This window comes from Enterovibrio nigricans DSM 22720 (assembly GCF_900167155.1).
GTDB lineage: Bacteria > Pseudomonadota > Gammaproteobacteria > Enterobacterales > Vibrionaceae > Enterovibrio > Enterovibrio nigricans.
Map to the genome: position 1 here is coordinate 1 of NZ_FUXU01000077.1, position 17,845 is coordinate 17,845.

The window sequence follows — 17,845 nt, forward strand, 5'->3', positions numbered from 1 at the left end:
GCCTGAAACTCAGTATATTGCTTAAGAACCGAACAACTTTAGGCTGCCATGTCTTCCAACCGAATTAAGCAACAAAGCCGCTTATGCGTGCTATTACGCAATGGGCATCACGCGATTCCGGCCCAGATTTTTTGCTTCATAAAGTTGTTTGTCGGCGCGATCTATGAGGGCTTTTGCGTGATCGCCTTTTTCGAACTGTGTGACACCAATGGAGACGGTAATGTTATCCAGTTTTGTCCCTGTTTTTTTATCTTTTATCATCAGTTTATCAATGCTCGAACGGATGGTCTCTGCGACCCTGCGAGCACCGTTTAATGCGCGATTCGGCACCAACATCGCGAACTCCTCCCCTCCATAACGATAAGCCTGAATACCTTCACGGCAATAGTCAGACAGACGTTTGGCGGTGATTTTTAGTACTTGATCACCCATTAAATGGCCGTAGGTATCGTTGAAGCTTTTAAAATGGTCAAGATCGCAAAGCAGCAGACAAAAGCCTTTAGGGGGGGGGTTCGCGATCATGGCATCAAGTTGATCGTCGAATGCCCGTCGGTTGAGGATACCTGTCAGCGCATCATTGATGGCTTGCTCGTTCGCTTCTGCAAGGGTTTCTTTCAATAGGGCAATTTCTTTTTGCGCTTCTGCCAGCTGGTTTTTAAAGAAGCTGGTGGATTGTTTGATTTTTTTTGACCCTTTTACTGCACTGCGTACTAAGGCGATGGTTTCTTCCATGGTTAGCGTTTCTTCGCCGACGCGTGCGAGTTGTTTGAAAGACCGGTCTAAGGTGTTTTGGAAGACATCGGTATCTTTCATTGTATCGACCATGGTATTGCCCATTTCTTGCGCCATGGCTTGTAAATTGCTCTGTAATTCATGAAAGTCTTTGTCGTGTTTTTCGGCAATATGTTCTTGATAAAGTTGTTCACAGTGAGCAGCGCTGACTGAGCCACACTCTTGAATGGCCTCGTTCATTATTTTTGCCAGTTCGGCATCGGTATGTGCAATATAGGTGTACCAGAGAGCGTAATTTGTGGGTGTTGCCGGAACCTGATACTTCATCAATAAAGGAACGATTTTTTTTAAATATCCAGCAGATAATGTAAAGGTGTCTTGTGACATAGCTGGCTTATTCTCCGTCTTAAGGTGGATATCCGGCATCCACATTTCACCAGTGTAATAAGCTTAGTTGAAAAAAATGCGTTGCTGTGACATCTGACTTAAAGTTGATTCTTTGCTATGTCAGGTCATAGGGATTTTAGGCGTATGGCAAACGAGAAGGATACAAAACGGTGGGATGGTTTAAAAAAGCACTGGCGCGAATAGGGGTTGGCAGTGCCAATGTGTGTGCTAGTTTAGAAAATTCGCAACTGTCACAGGGCGGGGAGACGCGTCTCTCAATCGTTGCCGAGGGTGGTGACGTACCACAGCCGGTAAAAGCAATACATTGTGCATTGCGATGCCACTATATGGGGTGGGAAGAGATCCGAGCAGGTGGAGAGCAAGGCAAGAAGCGTCAATGGAAGAAGCTGTCCTACACACTCTCATCATGGTCTCTACCTGATGCTTTCACGCTAGAAGAGAATGAAACGCGCCATTTCTCAACGTCGTTGATTGTGCCGCCCAATACCCCCGTGACTTTTGGCAAAGAGCATGTCTGGCTGGACGTCAGTCTGGATATTCCAATGGCGAAAGATGCTACCGTCTCGCTGCCGGTTAATCTCGCGCCTTCTCCCATACACGATGCTGTGCTGAGAACATTCGAAGACCTTGGATTTCGGATAGAAAAAGAAACCACAGAGCAACCCAAAAAGGGACGCCGTCCATTTGAACAGGTTTTCACTCTGGCTCCTATTCAACTGCCACATACAGAGAACTGGTCGAGTGTCATGTTGACGGTCATCCCCGAGCGTGATGACACAGAGCTTGTCATGCTGTTTTTTGTGAAAGGCGAAGGACTCAGCCAGTTAGCGGGGCACCTGACAGGTACGAACAAGCTGGAAAGGCGTTTGCAGTTTGGAAAAACAAGTTCGGCAGAGGACATTGCGCAAGCCATCAAAGAATTGCTTGGAAAAATCACGTAACCATTTTTAGCTTACACGTGTACGCTTAAATATGTCATACTCGTTCGGGTTAAACCCTCAAGCAAAAGCAAAGGATGGTAGCCCGATGTCGAATCACGTACCCGCGAGCACCACATATTCCGTCAAAGAAGAAATAGCGAGCAGTATCAGCCATGGTGTCGGGGTGATCTTTGGCATCGTTGCATTGGTCATGTTACTGATCAAAGCCGTGCATGATGGCGCGGATGCATTGAGCATTACCAGTTATAGTATCTACGGTGCCAGTATAATACTGCTCTATTTAGCATCGACGCTCTATCATGCTATCCCTTTCGAAAAAGCCAAACGTGCCTTAAAGACCTTCGATCATTGCGCAATTTATCTATTGATTGCAGGCACCTATACCCCATTTATGCTGATCAGCCTTCGAACCCCATTGGCCTTTGGAGTGATGGCATTGATATGGGCGATTGCTTTGGTGGGGGTGATATTGAAAATTGCCTTTGTTTACCGTTTCAAATCGCTGTCGTTGGCAATGTATTTAGCCATGGGCTGGCTGTCGTTGGTGGTGGTGTATCAGCTAGCTCAGGTAATGTCAGCTCCGGGCCTTATCCTGCTGACATTGGGGGGATTGGTGTATTCTCTGGGTGTGATTTTTTATGTGAAGCGCACCATTCCGTTCAACCATGCGATATGGCATGTGTTTGTGTTGGGCGGAACGGTGCTCCATTTCTTGGCGATTTACTGGTATGTGAAGCCGATATGAGCCAAAGGCTGGCGTGACTCAGTCACGCCAGAATGCAGGAAATACCAGAACCAATACTGTCAGAATCTCCAATCTACCCATCAGCATGCCTATGCTGAGTGCCCATTTGGCCGTATCAGGCAGGCTAGAAAAATTGCCTGTAGGCCCGATGATGGTGCCCATACCAGGCCCCACGTTTGCCACCGCTGTCATCGCACCGCTGAGGCTGGTAATGCCATCAAGACCCGTTGCTGCCAAAATCATGGCGACGACTAAAATCGTGAGCAGATAGGTAATGGCAAATGCCACCACTGAGCGGACGATATCCTCGTTAACCGGGCGACCATTGTATCGCTGAATGAACACACCAGAAGGGTGAACCAACTGGTGAATTTGTTTCTTCAGCAATGCAAATGCGACTTGGAAACGGAAGATTTTTGCGCCACCTGCTGTTGAGCCTGAACACCCACCAACAATTAACATGAAGGCAAAAATGACCGAAGCGAATGGCCCCCATGCGGTGAAGTCATCCAATCCAAAACCTGTGGTGGTGACTACCGAGACAATGTTGAATGTCGAGACGCGAATAGCATCCATGATGCTGTAGTCACGAGTCAGTACTAGCCAGGCAGAGACCATCAAGGACGTTGCCAGTACCAGATAGGTAAAGCCTCGTACCTGTGCATCGGCCAGAATCATTGTTGGTTCTCGGCGGCGAAGCGCCTGCATAAGAAGCAAAAACGGCAGGCCGCCTGCAAACATAAATACAGTGCCCACCCATTGCGCGGAGTGGCTAAAATGGTTCATGGAGCTGTCTGAGGTGGAGTAACCACCCGTTGAAAGCGTGGTCATGGCATGGTTAACCGCGTCAAACGGTGACATGCCGGCAAGCAGGTACGAGAAAAAGCAGGCTGCAGACAGGATCAGATAAATCTTCATGATGCTGATGGCAACGCTTTTGGTGCGAGGGCTAGACTTTGCAGACCAATCAGAAGACTCGGTTTGGAACAGGCGCATACCACCGACGTTCAAAAACGGCAGGATAGCTACGCCCATCACGATAAACCCAATACCGCCGAGCCACTGCAATATTGAACGCCACAGCAAAATCGCGGGAGCCATTTTGTCGAGGCCGCTCAGTACGGTTGAACCTGTCGTGGTGATCCCCGACATGGTTTCGAAATACGCATCGGTAAAGCTAATGTGGTTGATGAACACGAAAGGCAGTGCGGCAAACGCGCTGGCGATGGCCCATACCAAGGTGGTAATGACAAACATATCGCGAGTGTTGAGGCGAAAGTCATCGGTTTTTCCGACGCTCAGGCAAGCAAATGCAGCAATATGCGTGATGATAACGGACATACCGAAATCAAGAAATCCCGAGGTGCCGGTGAAAAACGCTGTAAGGGTCGGGATATACATAAAAAGGGCAATCTTGGATAAGACCAGCCCGATTACGAAGAGTACCGGCTTTAAATTAACCATATCTCAAGCCATCAGAGGAAGAACGGACTTGGCTGGAACAGCCTTTCCACATCCGGAACATATTTTTTATCAACCAGGAACATCACGACGTGATCGTCCTGCTGGATCACCGTTTTATCATGAGCGATAAGTACTTCATCTTCCCGCACGATGGCGCCAATTGTGGTACCTGGTGGTAGTTTGATATCGCCAATTGCACGCCCCACGACTTTTGAGGTATTCGCATCGCCGTGAGCAATAGCTTCAATGGCTTCTGCTGCACCGCGTCGAAGAGACGATACGTTAACAATGTCGGCTTTACGCACGTGTGTGAGTAGCGCTGAAATGGTGGCCTGTTGTGGCGATATCGCCACATCGATGGCACCGCCTTGTACCAAGTCTACATAAGCTCCGCGCTGAATAAGTACCATGACTTTCTTGGCACCCAAGCGCTTTGCCAGCATGGCTGACATGATGTTGGCTTCATCTTCGTTGGTGACGGCGATAAACACATCAATCTGATCAATATGCTCTTCGCTTAAAAGCTCCTGATCTGCTGCATCTCCACAGAATACGATGGTGTTTTCGAGAATCTCTGAAAGCTGCTCCGCACGTTGTGGGTTACGTTCTATCAGTTTTACGCTGTACGAGCGCTCAAGGCTTCGGGCAAGACCTGCTCCGATATTACCGCCGCCAACGATCATAATGCGTTTGTACGGTTTCTCTAAGCGTTGGAGCTCGCTCATGACCGAACGAATGTGATTGCTCGCTGCGACAAAGAAAACCTCATCATCGGCTTCAATGATGGTGGTTCCTTGTGGTCGAATAGGGCGATCACGACGGAAAATCGCAGCTACGCGGGTATCGACATGTGGCATGTGTTCGCGAAGGGCTGATAAGGCATTCCCCACCAGTGGCCCGCCGTAGTAGGCTTTGACCGCGACCAAGCCAACCTTGTTGTCTGCAAAGTTAACCACCTGCAGGGCACCCGGGTATTCGATTAGGCGGTGAATATAGCGCGTAACCAACTCTTCCGGCGCGATCAGGTGATCAACAGGACAAGCGTCAGTTTGGAATAGTTGTTCTTTTGCCGCGAGGTATTCAGGGCTTCGGATCCGCGCAACGCGGTTGGGGGTGTTGTAGAGGGTAAAGGCAACCTGGCAGGCAATCATATTGGTTTCGTCAGAGTTGGTGACGGCGACCAGCATGTCCGCATCTTGTGCGCCAGCTTCTAATAAGGTTGATGGATGGCTAGCATAGCCTTGAACGACACGAAGGTCGTATTTGTCTTGCAGCTCTCTGAGGCGCTCGGGGTTTTTATCGACAATGGTAATGTCATTGTTTTCGCCAACCAGATTTTCGGCCAATGTACCGCCGACCTGTCCAGCCCCCAAGATGATAATTTTCATAACGTCTGCGTGAACCTCGGTTCGTTTCTTATTTTTATAGCAGGTGGGCTCACCCACCTGCATTGTTTCTATTACGCTTTTTTCAGGACGGCGTAATAGAACCCATCCATGTTCTCTTGCCCCGGCAGAATTTGACGGCCAGGAGCCTCTATGGAGCCAGTTTCCAGTGATGCATCACTGGTCCGCGTTAAAAAGGCTTTTACTTGCTCGCCATTTTCTTGCGGCGTGATAGAGCACGTTGCGTAAACCAGCGTACCCCTTGATTTTAATTGCGCCCACATCGCATCCAAAATTTCTGACTGCAGGGTTGTAAGCTGTGCAATGTCATCGGCGCGACGTAACCATTTTATGTCTGGATGACGGCGGATAACACCTGTTGCTGAACAGGGTGCGTCGAGCAGAATACGATCAAACTGCTCGCCCTTCCACCAATCTTGTGGATAGCGCGCATCACCACAAATGACCTGAGCGTTGAGATTTAGCCGTTTAAGGTTCTCTTCGACACGCTTCAAGCGGGTAGCATCCACATCCATTGCAACCACCTTTGCGGTCGGTTGATGTTCAAGGATATGGCAGGTTTTGCCACCGGGTGCTGCACAACAATCGAGAATTAGCTCATTCGCTTGTGGCTGAAGGTAATCGATAGAAAGCTGTGCGGCAGCGTCTTGTACTGAAACCCAACCGTCGGAAAAGCCCGGCAATACGGTCACGTCACACGGAGAGGCCAGTTTTAGCGCATCGCTCGCTTCAGGGTGTAACTCTGTCGCGATGCCGGCGTCATCCAGTAACGCTCGGTAACTGTCACGGGTATGATGTGAGCGGTTCACTCGAAGCCACATTGGGGCTTTTTCATGGTTCGCTTCAACCACACTTTCCCAGTGATTCGGGTACGCTTGTTGAAGCAACTTTAGCAGCCAGCCAGGATGACCGTATTTACCCGCATCATGAGAAACAGCCGCGATATCAAGTGCTTCTTGGTTGCGTTGATAGTTACGCAATACGGCATTGATCAATCCGCGTAGCTGGGGCTTTTTCAGCACTTTGGTCGCGTCTACCGTTTCGGCAACCGCAGCATGGGCAGGAATGCGCATGAATCCAAGCTGGTATAAGCCAACCAATATTAAATGATGAAATACGCGTTGTTTGCCTTTCAGCGGTTTGTCCATCAATGACTGAGTAATCGATTCCAGTCTTGGTAGCCAGCGCAGTACGCCATAGCAGATTTCTTGCAGCAGAGCACCATCACGAGGTGCCACTTTTTGCTGAGCGGGTGGCAGCGCCGCAGACAATGATTGTCCTTGGTCTACCACTTGATAAATGACCTGTGCAGCGACAGCTCTTACGTTCATGAAGTTACCTCAGTGTTTGCTCGCATAGCGGCGAGCCACTAAAAAGGCCAGCAAGCTGGCCTTTTTATTACAGTATATTGCCAGGTTCAAACCATTCGCGGCGCGAGTTCAGAATGTCTGCTGCGCTCATGGCTTTCTTACCCGGTGGTTGAATGGATGTCAGACGCAGTACGCCGTCGCCCGTTGCCACTCGAATTCCCGCTTTGTCAGCAGACAATATGGTGCCTGGTGCTTTGTCGCTGTTTTCAGCGTCTACATCGGCATCCCACACTTTGATGTTGTGCTCTGCGCCATTGACGGTCACGGTGAAATAGCTCATCGGCCAAGGGTTAAAAGCACGAATGCAGCGCTCGATAGCGATTGCGCTGAGGTTCCAATCCACCAAGGCTTCTTCTTTGCTCAGTTTCTTCGCGTAGTTGGCTTGCTCGTTGTCCTGCTTCACGGGGACTGCATTACCTGATGCGATGTCTCCCAAGCATTCAACCAGTGCATCCTGCCCCAGTTCGGCCAAGCGCTCATAGAGAGTTGCACTGGTTTCTTTCGCATCGATATCCAGCGTTGTGATTTTCAGCATGTCGCCAGTATCTAAGCCGATGTCCATCTGCATGATGGTAACACCTGTTTGTGCGTCACCCGCCCAGATTGAACGCTGAATTGGTGCAGCACCACGCCAGCGCGGCAAGATAGAACCGTGCACGTTAATACAACCCAAGCGTGGAGTATCCAGCACAGGCTGAGGCAGGAGCAGGCCATAAGCCACTACGACCATGAGATCAGCACCGATAGCCGCCAGTTCTTGCTGCGCGTCTTCTGTGCGTAAGGTTTCCGGTTGGTAAACCGGAATATTGTGCTCTTGTGCCAGTACTTTCACTGGGCTGGCAGTCAGCTTTTTGCCACGACCCGCAGGACGATCAGGTTGTGTATAAACAGCCACAACCTCATGGTGTGAAGACAACAACGCCGCCAAATGAAGGGCGGCGAAATCCGGCGTACCGGCAAATACGATTTTAAGTGAGTCGCTCAAGGACACCTCAGCTGGCTTTCTGATTTGTGCGTTTCATTTTTTCCAGCTTCTGTTTGATACGCTGTTGCTTCAGTGGCAACAGGTAATCAACAAACAGTTTGCCTTCCAAGTGGTCTAGTTCATGTTGCACACAGATTGCCAAAAGATCATCCGCGTCGAACTGATATTCGTTACCGTCCCGGTCTAATGCGCGAACAGTCACTTCCGATGCGCGAGATACCAATGCTCGGGCACCGGGTACAGACAGGCAGCCTTCTTCAATACCATCTTCACCGCGCTTATCCAGAATTTCTGGGTTGATCAGCACCATAGGCTCATCACGGGTTTCAGACAGATCGATAACAACGATGCGTTGATGGATATCAACCTGTGTTGCTGCAAGGCCAATCCCATCTTCGTCGTACATGGTTTCGAGCATGTCATCGACAATTTTTTGGATCTCTGGTGTGACGCTTTCTACCGGTTTCGCCACAGTGCGTAGGCGATCGTCCGGGTAGGTCAAAACCTGTAATACACTCATATACGTCTCTTAAATATGTTGAACTGCGCCGTATCTGGCTCCGGTAATTGGGCTAATTCTAGACATTTTTCAATTCAAATGACAGCATCCAAATCGAAAGTATGCTTTTGGAGACATGGGATGTTTAGAAAGCCAATCATTATTTTTTCTTCGCAACGGTTTTTCCGGTCTTTAATGTGTTTTCTCTGGCGCTATCTGATGAAGCGCCGGCCACGTATACCGTAAAAAAAGGGGATACGCTGTGGGACATAGCTGGCCTGTATTTAGACGCACCCTGGCAATGGACTTCGTTGTGGCGACAGAACCCGGAAATTACCAATCCACACCTTATCTATCCTGGTGACACGCTGCAGCTTCTGTGGGTCGATGGGCAGCCTATATTAACCCACGCGGGACAGGCTGGCATAACAACGTCACCCATTGGAAGTACGCCGGCATCGATTCTGAGACAGCATCTAACTTATGACACCTTGATTGGAACGGCGGAGCTGGGTCTCGCCCCGCGGGTGCTCGGTGATCAGGAGGGGTGGAGCTATATTTCCAAACGTGCGCCTTTTTATATTGATGCCTCGGTCGAAAACGACACGTGGTTTATCTATAGGCCCGTGGAAACCTTCGATCGTCAGGTTGGAGAAACCCCTATCCAGATGGTTAGCCTGAAAAAAGTGGCGGAAGCGCAGTTGGTGCAGGTTATCGATGGCATGTCTGAGATGGTGCTGACCCACCAATCTCAGGAAGTTAGGCCAAACGATATTCTCTTGCCGTCTCTGGGCGCGAAAACGGGAGAAATATTTCATCCTTCTGAAGCACCTGCAGGGTTAAGTGGCCACATGGTGGGTCACCTTTACGGCAGTAAGTATGTGGGGCTTCGTCAGATAGTCGTGGTCGATAGGGGGGACGAAGATGGTCTCAAGCCTGGTCATGTACTGTCCGTCCAGCAGCAAAGCGCGTTGATGCGAGGGAATAAAGGGTCGATGCGTTATGAAAACCCCGTCGATAATGCCCCAGACGCTGTTGTTAAAACATTGCCGTCGCGTTCGTTAGGTAAATTGCTGGTGATCAGAAGCTACCCACACTTCAGTCTTGCCATGGTGGCCGATGCTGAACAACCCCTGTCTTCCAGCCTGCCAGTGGTATCAAGCGGCGGTTCATAGTGGCGACAGTGGTTGAAAGTTGGCTGAGACTGGCGGCTGTGCCACGATTGGGTGCGAAGTCTTTAAGTAAGATTGTGAGTTCGCATCCACCCAATTCGCTTTTGACCCTCTCGGATAATGAGTTGTTAGCGCTAGGGCTAACCCCTACGCAGTTGCAGGCATTTCGATACCCTGATGAGAACACGATAGAAAGATGCTTGGCGTGGTGTGATGCGCCAGACAAGCATATCCTGACTCTCGCCGACCCAAGATATCCGTACCTTCTCAAGCATATCGCCTCTGCGCCCCCTCTTTTGTTTGTTGAGGGCGATCCTTGCGTATTGTCAGCGCCTCAAATTGCCATTGTGGGTAGCCGCCACGCCAGTGCAGACGGGCTGTCACTAGCCCATGACTTTGCCTATCAATTGGTACGCCACGATGTGACGGTTACAAGTGGTTTAGCATTGGGCATTGATGGACGCGCGCACAGAGGGGCGCTTGATGGAAAGGGGGTAACAGTTGCTGTACTAGGCTCAGGGCTAGAAAAAGTTTACCCTTCGCGTCATAAACAACTGGCTCAAGAGATCAAAGCGGGTGGTGGAGCACTGGTTTCTGAACTTTGGCCTTGGTCTCCCCCTAAGCCGGCATTTTTTCCAAAACGTAATCGAATTATCAGCGGTCTTTCTACAGGCGTGCTTGTGGTTGAAGCGGCTTTGAAAAGTGGCTCTCTGATCACGGCAAGGCTTGCCCTTGAACAGGGGCGTGATGTATTTGCTCTGCCTGCAGCAGTGAATAACCCACATGCAAAAGGCAGTAATGGACTTATTAAACAAGGGGCATTTCTTGTCGAAACCGTCGACGATATTTTAGCCCAAGTCGGAACACTTGCAGGCTGTGCAATTAATCACCAGTTAGACGTGGTGCAGGCTCAAGTTTTGCAAGAAGAATTGCCATTTCCTGAACTGTTGGCTAACGTAGGAAATGAAGCAAGGTGTGTCGATGTGCTTGCAGAATTCTGCGAACAACCCGTTCACGAAATCATGATGCAGTTGTTAGAACTAGAGCTACAGGGGCTTGTTACCGCAGTACCTGGAGGCTATATCAGAACGAGGAGGGGCTAGCCATGATGGACATCCTAATGTACCTGTTCGAAACCTATATTCACAGCGATGTGGAATTGATGGTTGATCAGGACGAGTTGGCTGATGAACTCTCCCGCGCCGGGTTTCATCAAGACGATATTTACAAGGCATTGAACTGGCTGGAAAAACTGGCTTTGTTACAAGATGCGGATAAAACGCCTTATTTAACCGCGAATGCGCAGACCTCCGTCCGTATCTTTACACTTAAAGAAATGGACCGATTGGACACTGAGTGCCGTGGTTTTTTGATGTTTCTAGAGCAAATTAATGTGCTTAGTCCAGAAACCCGCGAGATGGTCATTGATCGTGTCATGGAGCTGGAAACACTAGAGTTTGCGCTGGATGATCTCAAATGGGTGATACTGATGGTATTGTTCAATGTGCCGGGCAATGAGAGTGCGTACGATCAGATGGAAGAACTCCTCTATGCGACGGCGGAAGACGAGTACCTTCATTAACCCTTTATTACTAAGTCTTTGAGGCTAAGCTGTTTTGGCTGGAAAAATAGACGAGTCATTGTTCAGTGCACATGAGCATGCGCTGAATGAACAAGAGCGCTGTCCACAATGTGGCAGCGCTCTTGTTATAAAGCACAGTAAGCGCGGGCCGTTTAAAGCCTGCTCTGCTTATCCATCCTGTGACTTTGTGGAATCTTTGCACCATAACGATGGCCACATCGTAAAAGAGTTGGGGCTTCCTTGTCCTGAGTGTGGCAATGAATTGGTATTACGCCAAGGGCGTTTTGGGATGTTCATTGGCTGCTCGTCGTATCCGGAATGCCAACACATAGAAAAGCGCGATCAGGAGCCCGATACGGATACGATCGACATTGCTTGCCCTGAATGCAAAACGGGGCATCTGCATGAGAAAAAATCGCGTTTTGGCAAAGCGTTTTATGCCTGTGATGGTTATCCGAAGTGCAAAGTTGCTGTGAACCTTAAGCCGTTAAAAGGTAGGTGTGAGGCGTGCGGTTATCCATTGTTACTGGAAAAGAATCTGGCTACAGGCATAGTGAAAGTGTGTGCTGATAAGAAATGCCAACATAAACAGGGTTAAGGGCACTTATGCAGGAAAAAGAGCCGCGTGTTTACGCGGCTCTTTTTCGTTTTACGGGCGGTTAACGTAAATTGTCGGCAGCCAGCTTTAAAGCTGGAAACTCATCATCAACAAGAAGCTCTGCGATGGAGTCCAATGTATCACCCAATGTGCTTGCAGAATCTGCACACAGGTTGATGTGACCAATCTTCCGCCCTGGTCGAGGCTCTTTGTCATACCAGTGCACGTGAGCCTGATGCATGACCGAGGTCGGTACCGTCACGTTACCAACAATGTTGATCATGGCGGTGGGTCGAATACGTTTGGCACTGCCAAGCGGCAAATCACATACTGCACGAAGGTGATTCTCGAACTGGCATACATCCGCACCTTGTTGCGTCCAATGACCGGAATTGTGAACACGCGGCGCGATTTCATTAACCATCAACGTACCGTCAACATCAAAGAATTCGATCGCAAGTACACCCACGTAATTCAGCGTATCAGCCACTGATTTAAACATGGCTTCGGCTTGTGATTGCACAGCATCATTCTCGCCAGCGGAGATGGACACACTCAAAATACCATTGGTGTGAATGTTCTCTGTCAGCGGGTAGATTTCCAGTTCGCCTTGGGCGTTTCGCGCGCCAATCAAGGACACTTCGCGATCAAACGGGACAAACTCTTCGGCAATCACACACTGGCGGCTGCCTTGAGGCGAGGTCTTGAGGAATTGGCCGATATCCTGCCAAACAGCGTCGATATCTCTATCTGTTTTTAATCGCCACTGGCCTTTGCCATCGTAACCATCTAGCGCGCTTTTCAGAATGAGTGGAAGTCCAATTTTAGCGATAGCTGCGTCATAGTCGTCGCGGTTTTCAATCACCTGATAGCGGGCGTTATTCACCCCTGCTCTATCAAGCAGTGTTTTTTCTTTTCGGCGATCGCCACCAGTGAGAATGGCTTCTTCTCCCGGGTAAAATCTGCCGCTTGCCTGACACACAGACAATATATCCGGCGCAATATGTTCAAATTCGGCGGTAATGACGTCTGCATCCGCAATACCATTCTCAAGGCCTTGACCTAATACTTCCTGTGTCAAGGGGTGGACGATTTTGCCACTTCGAACATCATACGCACTGATTTTTATATTTAATGGGGCACCAGCCAGTGCCATCATGCGTGCCAGTTGTCCGGCACCAAGTACCAGCACTTTCATGGTTATTCCACCGATGGGTCAGGGTGAGCAAGAACGGTTTCCGTCTGGGTTTGACGGAACGCATCAATTTTAGCAAGCAGAGCATCATCACCCGTTGCAAGGATTTGCGCTGCCAATAGACCAGCATTTGCTGCTCCTGCATCTCCAATGGCGAGAGTACCAACAGCGACGCCTTTTGGCATTTGAACAATGGATAACAAAGAGTCCATGCCTTTCAGTGCTTTTGACTGAACTGGCACACCCAATACGGGTAGGCTAGTAAAGGCGGCTGTCATACCGGGTAAGTGTGCTGCGCCACCTGCGCCGGCGATCAATACTTTCAAACCACGAGATGCAGCATTATTTGCGTATTCTGCAAGGAGTTGAGGGGTGCGATGCGCGGAAACCACGCGGGTTTCATAAGCAATACCGAAGTGATCCAGCATATCTGCTGCGTTTTTCATGGTTGGCCAATCTGACTTTGAACCCATGATGATGCCGACTTTCATAGTTGCTCCTGTAACTGCCGTGTACTGCAACCCAAAACGCTTTTTCGCGCGGTGTTCTCTGAAAGAGAAAATAAGGGTTAGGTGAAATTGGCGCCATTATATCGGCAAAAAGCCATTAGGAAAACGTTTGCGTCGGTGGGTTTGGTGCGGTTTCTCATCAAAGTAAATACAGAAATTTCTGCTAAGTCTGTTTCGATTTGTGACAAAAGTGTTGAGAACGGCTGCCATAGTTAGTCATAGTAGGCGTGTAAGTAAATAAGAAAGAGTTGGAGAACCCCATTGGCAAGTGTTGAACAGTGTGTTGAAGCGCTGACGCGAGGAGAAGTGATCGCCTACCCAACGGAAGGCGTGTTTGGTGTTGGGTGCGATCCGGACAGCCCTGCTGCCGTGCAGGCTCTATTGGACGTAAAAGAGCGTGATAAAGCCAAAGGTTTGATACTTATTGCCGCCAACCTTGCACAACTTGAAGGCTACATTGATGTTGATAGTTTGAGTGATGAGATTAAAGCCGATGTGTTGGTGACCTGGCCTGGGCCTGTCACCTGGGTGATGCCTGCGGGAAAGAAGATCACCGATTGGGTAACCGGACAGTTTGACACCGTTGCTGTTCGCGTTTCTGATCATCCTGACGTACAGGCGCTGTGCCTGGCATATGGCAAGCCTATCACCTCAACCAGTGCCAACTTAAGCGGCGCAGAGCCGTGCCGCACAGTAAAAGAAGTTGAAGCGCAGCTTGGCGATCGCGTGCCGTGCGTATTGTTGGGTAAAACGGGCGGACGTGACAATCCTACCGAGATCCGCGATGCACGTTCTGGTAAGGTGCTACGTCAAGGCTAACAAATACAAGGACATCGCGTGCAAAACCAACAGCTTCCTCAACAGGTAGATAAAGAAGCAGTCAAACGCTTTTTGCTTTCGCTACAAGATACCATTTGCGCCGCGTTTGAGTGCGAAGACGGTGCAGTATCTTTTCAAGAAGATGCGTGGGAGCGTGAAGCAGGAGGCGGCGGCAGAAGCCGGGTGTTGCGCGGCGGTCAGATCTTTGAACAAGCGGGCGTGAATTTTTCGCACGTCTTTGGCGACAAAATGCCTGGGTCAGCGACAGCGCACAGGCCTGAACTGGCTGGACGCAGCTTCGAAGCGATGGGCGTTTCGCTGGTGGTGCACCCCAATAATCCTCATGTACCAACTTCACACGCTAATGTGCGTTTCTTTATTGCCGAAAAAGAAGGTGAAGCACCGGTATGGTGGTTTGGCGGTGGGTTTGATCTCACGCCTTTTTATCCATCAGAAGAAGATTGTCAGCACTGGCATGACACCGCGAAAGCGATTTGTGCACCATTTGGCGATGAGGTGTATGCCGAACATAAAGCTTGGTGCGACCGTTACTTTTTCTTGCCACACCGCAATGAAACCCGCGGTGTGGGTGGTTTGTTCTTTGACGATCTGAATGCGTGGGGCTTTGATGCCAGCTTCGAGTACATCAAAGCGGTGGGCGAGGGCTATCTGGATGCGTACCTGCCTATTGTACAGAAGCGCAAAGATACCGAGTACAGTGATCACCAACGTCAATTCCAGCTCTATCGTCGTGGTCGCTATGTCGAATTCAACCTCGTCTACGACCGCGGTACCCTGTTTGGCCTGCAAAGTGGCGGACGCACCGAATCGATTTTGATGTCGATGCCACCGTTGGTTCGCTGGGAGTATGGCTTTGTGCCAGAAGAAGGTTCACCAGAAGCCAAACTCTATAATGACTTTCTTAAACCAAGGGACTGGTAAGTAAGCAATGGACAAGTACGTTGTTGTCGGCAATCCGATATCGCACAGCAAATCTCCTTTTATACATACGCTCTTTGCGCGTCAGACAACGCAGGACATGACATACCAAACCTTAGAAGCACCTTTGGGCGGATTTGATGAGGCCGTCACCGCGTTTTTCAACGACGGCGGCAAAGGGTGTAACGTCACGGTACCGTTTAAAGAGAACGCCTATGCCATGGCAACCATGCTGACCGAGAGGGCGAAGCTTGCCGGTGCGGTGAACACGCTGAAAAAGCTCGATGATGGCGGCATTCTTGGCGACAACACCGATGGCGAAGGGTTGGTTCAAGACCTTCTTAGTCATCACGTACAAATAGAAGGGGCTAAAATCCTACTTCTTGGTGCAGGTGGCGCGGCACGCGGCGTGGTGCTGCCATTGCTAAAGCACGAACCGGCTTCTTTAGTGATAGCCAATCGCACCGTCAGCAAAGCAGAAACCTTGGCGGCACTGTTTGCTGAACACGGTAAGGTTGATGGGACTGGCTTTGAGGCATTGGAAGGGCAGACCTTTGATGTCATCATTAATTCCACCTCGGCAAGTTTGTCGGGAGAGCGTCCAAAAATCCCTGCCAGTGTCATGCACGCATACACAGTGGTGTATGACATGGTGTATGGCTCAGGGGTAACAAGCAGTAACCAGTGGGCGCTAGATAATGGGGCCGCTCGCGTGATCGATGGATTGGGCATGCTGGTGGGTCAGGCCGCAGAGAGTTTTACCATTTGGCGTGGTATCCGACCGGGGACTGGTCAGGTGCTCAGAGAATTACGCCGAAATTTGGCTGAGTAGCATGAACCAAAATATTCTATTTCCTGATCTTCATAACGTCGATGACGCACGTCAAGCTGTAAGTTTTCATGCGCAACAAGCAGGGGGTTTGATCCCATGCTTTGTGCAAGTGAGTGACTTAGAAAAGCGAACGGGCAGTGAGCTGGACTCGAAAGAGGCGATACTCAATATCTTCAATGAGTATCGCTTTGACTATGAAGAGCTCGCCGAAAACGCTATAGAAGAAGAGGACTTCAATGGAGCCGGCGAAATTTGGGTCAGTTAGCTTCTGCTAAGTATTCGTTTTTCGTCACAACATAGTTATCTGACGACTTCTGCAAAAAAGCGCGTTCTTCTTCTTTTAATGGGCGCGCTTGTTTAACCGGGCTACCTACATAGAGAAAACCCGAAGCCAAACGCTTACCGGGTGGTACTAAACTTCCCGCGCCCACCATTACTTCATCTTCTATTATGGCACCATCGAGTACTATGGCGCCCATACCCACAAGCACCTTATTACCAATTGTGCAGCCGTGCAGCATTACCTTGTGGCCGACCGTTACGTCCTCACCAATGATGAGTGGGTAACCTTCAGGGTTTTCTTTGTTCTTGTGGGTCACGTGGAGCACTGAACCATCTTGAATATTGGATCGATCGCCAATTTGAATATGGTTAACATCGCCACGTGCTGCAACCAACGGCCAGATACCAACATCATTGCCCAGCGTGATATCACCGACCAATACAGATGTAGGATCTATATAAACGCGCTCACCTACATTCGGGTAGGTACCTTTATAACTACGAAGTACAGAAGACATAGCTAAATCCGATAAGGAAACATAAAAATAGACTATATCGATGTTATTTAGAGTGCAATTAATCAGCGTTCATATGTGTTTTACCTATGCATTGATTGAAAAGTAATCGAACGCGCCGTTTTTAGGTGAAAAGTGTAAGAAAGCCCTTGCCAACTTTTCATAGCTCCCTATAATGCCGCTTCACCGACACGGAGAGCGGCTTCCAACGAGGAAACGCCCACGAAATCGGTACGGCGAACAGGCTTCAAAACTGAATGAAAATAAACGCTTGACGCGTTGAAACGAATCAGTAAAATGGCCGCCCGCTTCAACGAAAAAGCCACTTCTTAGTAAGCGCGCTTTAACGAGAGAAGCAAGTCAACAAGACGTTTTGATGGTTGCAAAAGCAACGCGGAAATACCGCAAAATTTCTTCTTGACTTCATCGCCTGGCAGCGTAAAATTCGCAGCCCTGACGGTGAGAAGCTCCGGCTTCTACAGTCAACGTTCTTTAACAATTTGACCTATACAATCTGTGTGGGCACTCGTACTTGATAGACAAAAGATTTATCAATGAACTGAGTGACCCAAGATGGTGAATCTCTTCGGAGTGCACTGTCAACACAGTCAATGCAGATTTGCCTACGGGCAAAAAAGTAATTCAGTATTCATTGAGCGTTACCTTCGGGTAACAACAAAATTCTAATTGAAGAGTTTGATCATGGCTCAGATTGAACGCTGGCGGCAGGCCTAACACATGCAAGTCGAGCGGTAACATTTCAAAAGCTTGCTTTTGAAGATGACGAGCGGCGGACGGGTGAGTAATGGCTGGGAACCTGCCCTGATGTGGGGGATAACAGTTGGAAACGAC

Annotated in this window: 19 protein-coding genes and 1 rRNA gene; 11 read left to right on the top strand and 9 right to left on the bottom strand. The window is 49.4% G+C overall.

Features of this window, described 5'->3' with window-relative positions; genetic code table 11:
• Positions 1-93: 93 nt before the first annotated feature.
• Positions 94-1,158, bottom strand: a complete 1,065-nt coding sequence (locus B5D35_RS18890) for a GGDEF domain-containing protein (RefSeq protein ID WP_244556667.1) — start codon at positions 1,156-1,158, stop codon at positions 94-96.
• Between the two features lie 131 nt (positions 1,159-1,289).
• Between B5D35_RS18890 and B5D35_RS18895 the strand changes: the two genes are divergently transcribed.
• On the top strand, positions 1,290-2,081 hold the full coding sequence (locus tag B5D35_RS18895) for a sporulation protein (RefSeq protein ID WP_078754068.1): 792 nt from the start codon (positions 1,290-1,292) through the stop codon (positions 2,079-2,081).
• Between the two features lie 85 nt (positions 2,082-2,166).
• The gene (trhA, locus tag B5D35_RS18900; protein WP_078754069.1) at positions 2,167-2,826 is read left to right on the top strand and encodes a PAQR family membrane homeostasis protein TrhA; all 660 of its coding nucleotides are present in this window, start codon (positions 2,167-2,169) and stop codon (positions 2,824-2,826) included.
• Between the two features lie 18 nt (positions 2,827-2,844).
• Here the strand turns inward: trhA and B5D35_RS18905 are convergent, their stop codons facing one another.
• The 5 genes from B5D35_RS18905 to def all read right to left on the bottom strand — a co-directional run bounded on the left by B5D35_RS18905 (position 2,845) and on the right by def (position 8,571).
• Positions 2,845-4,290, bottom strand: coding sequence for a TrkH family potassium uptake protein (locus B5D35_RS18905; protein ID WP_078754070.1), 1,446 nt, complete (start codon positions 4,288-4,290; stop codon positions 2,845-2,847).
• Between the two features lie 11 nt (positions 4,291-4,301).
• Entirely contained in the window at positions 4,302-5,678 is a 1,377-nt protein-coding gene (gene trkA, locus B5D35_RS18910) for a Trk system potassium transporter TrkA (RefSeq protein ID WP_078754084.1), read from the bottom strand.
• A gap of 71 nt (positions 5,679-5,749) precedes the next feature.
• Positions 5,750-7,027: a 16S rRNA (cytosine(967)-C(5))-methyltransferase RsmB gene (gene rsmB / locus B5D35_RS18915; RefSeq protein ID WP_078754071.1), complete on the bottom strand. Its 1,278-nt coding sequence runs from the start codon at positions 7,025-7,027 to the stop codon at positions 5,750-5,752.
• Between the two features lie 67 nt (positions 7,028-7,094).
• Positions 7,095-8,051, bottom strand: a complete 957-nt coding sequence (gene fmt / locus B5D35_RS18920; RefSeq protein WP_078754085.1) for a methionyl-tRNA formyltransferase — start codon at positions 8,049-8,051, stop codon at positions 7,095-7,097.
• 7 nt (positions 8,052-8,058) lie between these two features.
• A complete protein-coding gene (gene def, locus B5D35_RS18925) occupies positions 8,059-8,571 on the bottom strand; it encodes a peptide deformylase (RefSeq protein ID WP_078754072.1) in 513 nt (170 codons plus the stop codon).
• A 176-nt stretch (positions 8,572-8,747) separates the two neighbouring features.
• Here def and B5D35_RS18930 point away from each other — a divergent pair, with 176 nt between their 5' ends.
• Genes B5D35_RS18930 through B5D35_RS18945 form a run of 4 tightly spaced genes read left to right on the top strand, consistent with a single transcriptional unit; the run spans position 8,748 to position 11,902 of the window.
• Positions 8,748-9,725: a LysM peptidoglycan-binding domain-containing protein gene (locus B5D35_RS18930; protein WP_078754073.1), complete on the top strand. Its 978-nt coding sequence runs from the start codon at positions 8,748-8,750 to the stop codon at positions 9,723-9,725.
• Complete coding sequence (dprA, locus tag B5D35_RS18935) at positions 9,725-10,825, top strand: DNA-processing protein DprA (protein ID WP_078754074.1); 1,101 nt, start codon at positions 9,725-9,727, stop codon at positions 10,823-10,825. Before B5D35_RS18930 ends, dprA begins: the two co-directional genes overlap by 1 nt.
• A gap of 2 nt (positions 10,826-10,827) precedes the next feature.
• Entirely contained in the window at positions 10,828-11,304 is a 477-nt protein-coding gene (locus B5D35_RS18940; protein WP_078754075.1) for a DUF494 family protein, read from the top strand.
• 34 nt (positions 11,305-11,338) lie between these two features.
• A complete protein-coding gene (locus B5D35_RS18945) occupies positions 11,339-11,902 on the top strand; it encodes a DNA topoisomerase family protein (protein WP_078754076.1) in 564 nt (187 codons plus the stop codon).
• A 61-nt stretch (positions 11,903-11,963) separates the two neighbouring features.
• Here the strand turns inward: B5D35_RS18945 and B5D35_RS18950 are convergent, their stop codons facing one another.
• Positions 11,964-13,100: a 5-(carboxyamino)imidazole ribonucleotide synthase gene (locus tag B5D35_RS18950; RefSeq protein WP_078754077.1), complete on the bottom strand. Its 1,137-nt coding sequence runs from the start codon at positions 13,098-13,100 to the stop codon at positions 11,964-11,966.
• A gap of 2 nt (positions 13,101-13,102) precedes the next feature.
• Positions 13,103-13,588, bottom strand: coding sequence for a 5-(carboxyamino)imidazole ribonucleotide mutase (purE, locus tag B5D35_RS18955; protein ID WP_078754078.1), 486 nt, complete (start codon positions 13,586-13,588; stop codon positions 13,103-13,105).
• A 279-nt stretch (positions 13,589-13,867) separates the two neighbouring features.
• Here purE and tsaC point away from each other — a divergent pair, with 279 nt between their 5' ends.
• Genes tsaC through B5D35_RS18975 form a run of 4 tightly spaced genes read left to right on the top strand, consistent with a single transcriptional unit; the run spans position 13,868 to position 16,461 of the window.
• A complete protein-coding gene (gene tsaC / locus B5D35_RS18960) occupies positions 13,868-14,425 on the top strand; it encodes an L-threonylcarbamoyladenylate synthase type 1 TsaC (protein ID WP_078754079.1) in 558 nt (185 codons plus the stop codon).
• Between the two features lie 18 nt (positions 14,426-14,443).
• Positions 14,444-15,367 carry an oxygen-dependent coproporphyrinogen oxidase gene (gene hemF, locus B5D35_RS18965; RefSeq protein WP_078754080.1) on the top strand — a complete coding sequence of 308 codons (924 nt, stop codon included), beginning with the start codon at positions 14,444-14,446 and terminating at the stop codon, positions 15,365-15,367.
• 7 nt (positions 15,368-15,374) lie between these two features.
• The gene (gene aroE, locus B5D35_RS18970; protein WP_078754081.1) at positions 15,375-16,196 is read left to right on the top strand and encodes a shikimate dehydrogenase; all 822 of its coding nucleotides are present in this window, start codon (positions 15,375-15,377) and stop codon (positions 16,194-16,196) included.
• Position 16,197: 1 nt separating this feature from the next.
• Complete coding sequence (locus B5D35_RS18975) at positions 16,198-16,461, top strand: DUF1488 family protein (protein WP_078754082.1); 264 nt, start codon at positions 16,198-16,200, stop codon at positions 16,459-16,461.
• Here B5D35_RS18975 and B5D35_RS18980 read toward each other — a convergent pair.
• Complete coding sequence (locus tag B5D35_RS18980) at positions 16,454-16,996, bottom strand: gamma carbonic anhydrase family protein (protein ID WP_078754083.1); 543 nt, start codon at positions 16,994-16,996, stop codon at positions 16,454-16,456. The two genes, B5D35_RS18975 and B5D35_RS18980, sit on opposite strands and share 8 nt — an antisense overlap.
• A 681-nt stretch (positions 16,997-17,677) precedes the next feature.
• On the opposite strand from B5D35_RS18980, the gene B5D35_RS18985 reads away from it, so the two are divergent.
• Positions 17,678-17,845: ribosomal RNA gene (locus B5D35_RS18985) — 16S ribosomal RNA — on the top strand; the annotation flags it as partial.

What these genes read in the sequence shown, in the direction of transcription:
- B5D35_RS18975 (WP_078754082.1), top strand. Translation starts at nt 16,198, where the DNA reads ATGAACCAAAATATTCTATTTCCTGATCTTCATAACGTCGATGACGCA.
- trhA (WP_078754069.1), top strand. Translation starts at nt 2,167, where the DNA reads ATGTCGAATCACGTACCCGCGAGCACCACATATTCCGTCAAAGAAGAA.
- B5D35_RS18940 (WP_078754075.1), top strand. Translation starts at nt 10,828, where the DNA reads ATGATGGACATCCTAATGTACCTGTTCGAAACCTATATTCACAGCGAT.
- B5D35_RS18980 (WP_078754083.1), bottom strand. Translation starts at nt 16,996, where the DNA reads ATGTCTTCTGTACTTCGTAGTTATAAAGGTACCTACCCGAATGTAGGT.
- B5D35_RS18905 (WP_078754070.1), bottom strand. Translation starts at nt 4,290, where the DNA reads ATGGTTAATTTAAAGCCGGTACTCTTCGTAATCGGGCTGGTCTTATCC.
- purE (WP_078754078.1), bottom strand. Translation starts at nt 13,588, where the DNA reads ATGAAAGTCGGCATCATCATGGGTTCAAAGTCAGATTGGCCAACCATG.
- B5D35_RS18890 (WP_244556667.1), bottom strand. Translation starts at nt 1,158, where the DNA reads ATGCCGGATATCCACCTTAAGACGGAGAATAAGCCAGCTATGTCACAA.
- trkA (WP_078754084.1), bottom strand. Translation starts at nt 5,678, where the DNA reads ATGAAAATTATCATCTTGGGGGCTGGACAGGTCGGCGGTACATTGGCC.
- aroE (WP_078754081.1), top strand. Translation starts at nt 15,375, where the DNA reads ATGGACAAGTACGTTGTTGTCGGCAATCCGATATCGCACAGCAAATCT.
- def (WP_078754072.1), bottom strand. Translation starts at nt 8,571, where the DNA reads ATGAGTGTATTACAGGTTTTGACCTACCCGGACGATCGCCTACGCACT.
- B5D35_RS18950 (WP_078754077.1), bottom strand. Translation starts at nt 13,100, where the DNA reads ATGAAAGTGCTGGTACTTGGTGCCGGACAACTGGCACGCATGATGGCA.
- rsmB (WP_078754071.1), bottom strand. Translation starts at nt 7,027, where the DNA reads ATGAACGTAAGAGCTGTCGCTGCACAGGTCATTTATCAAGTGGTAGAC.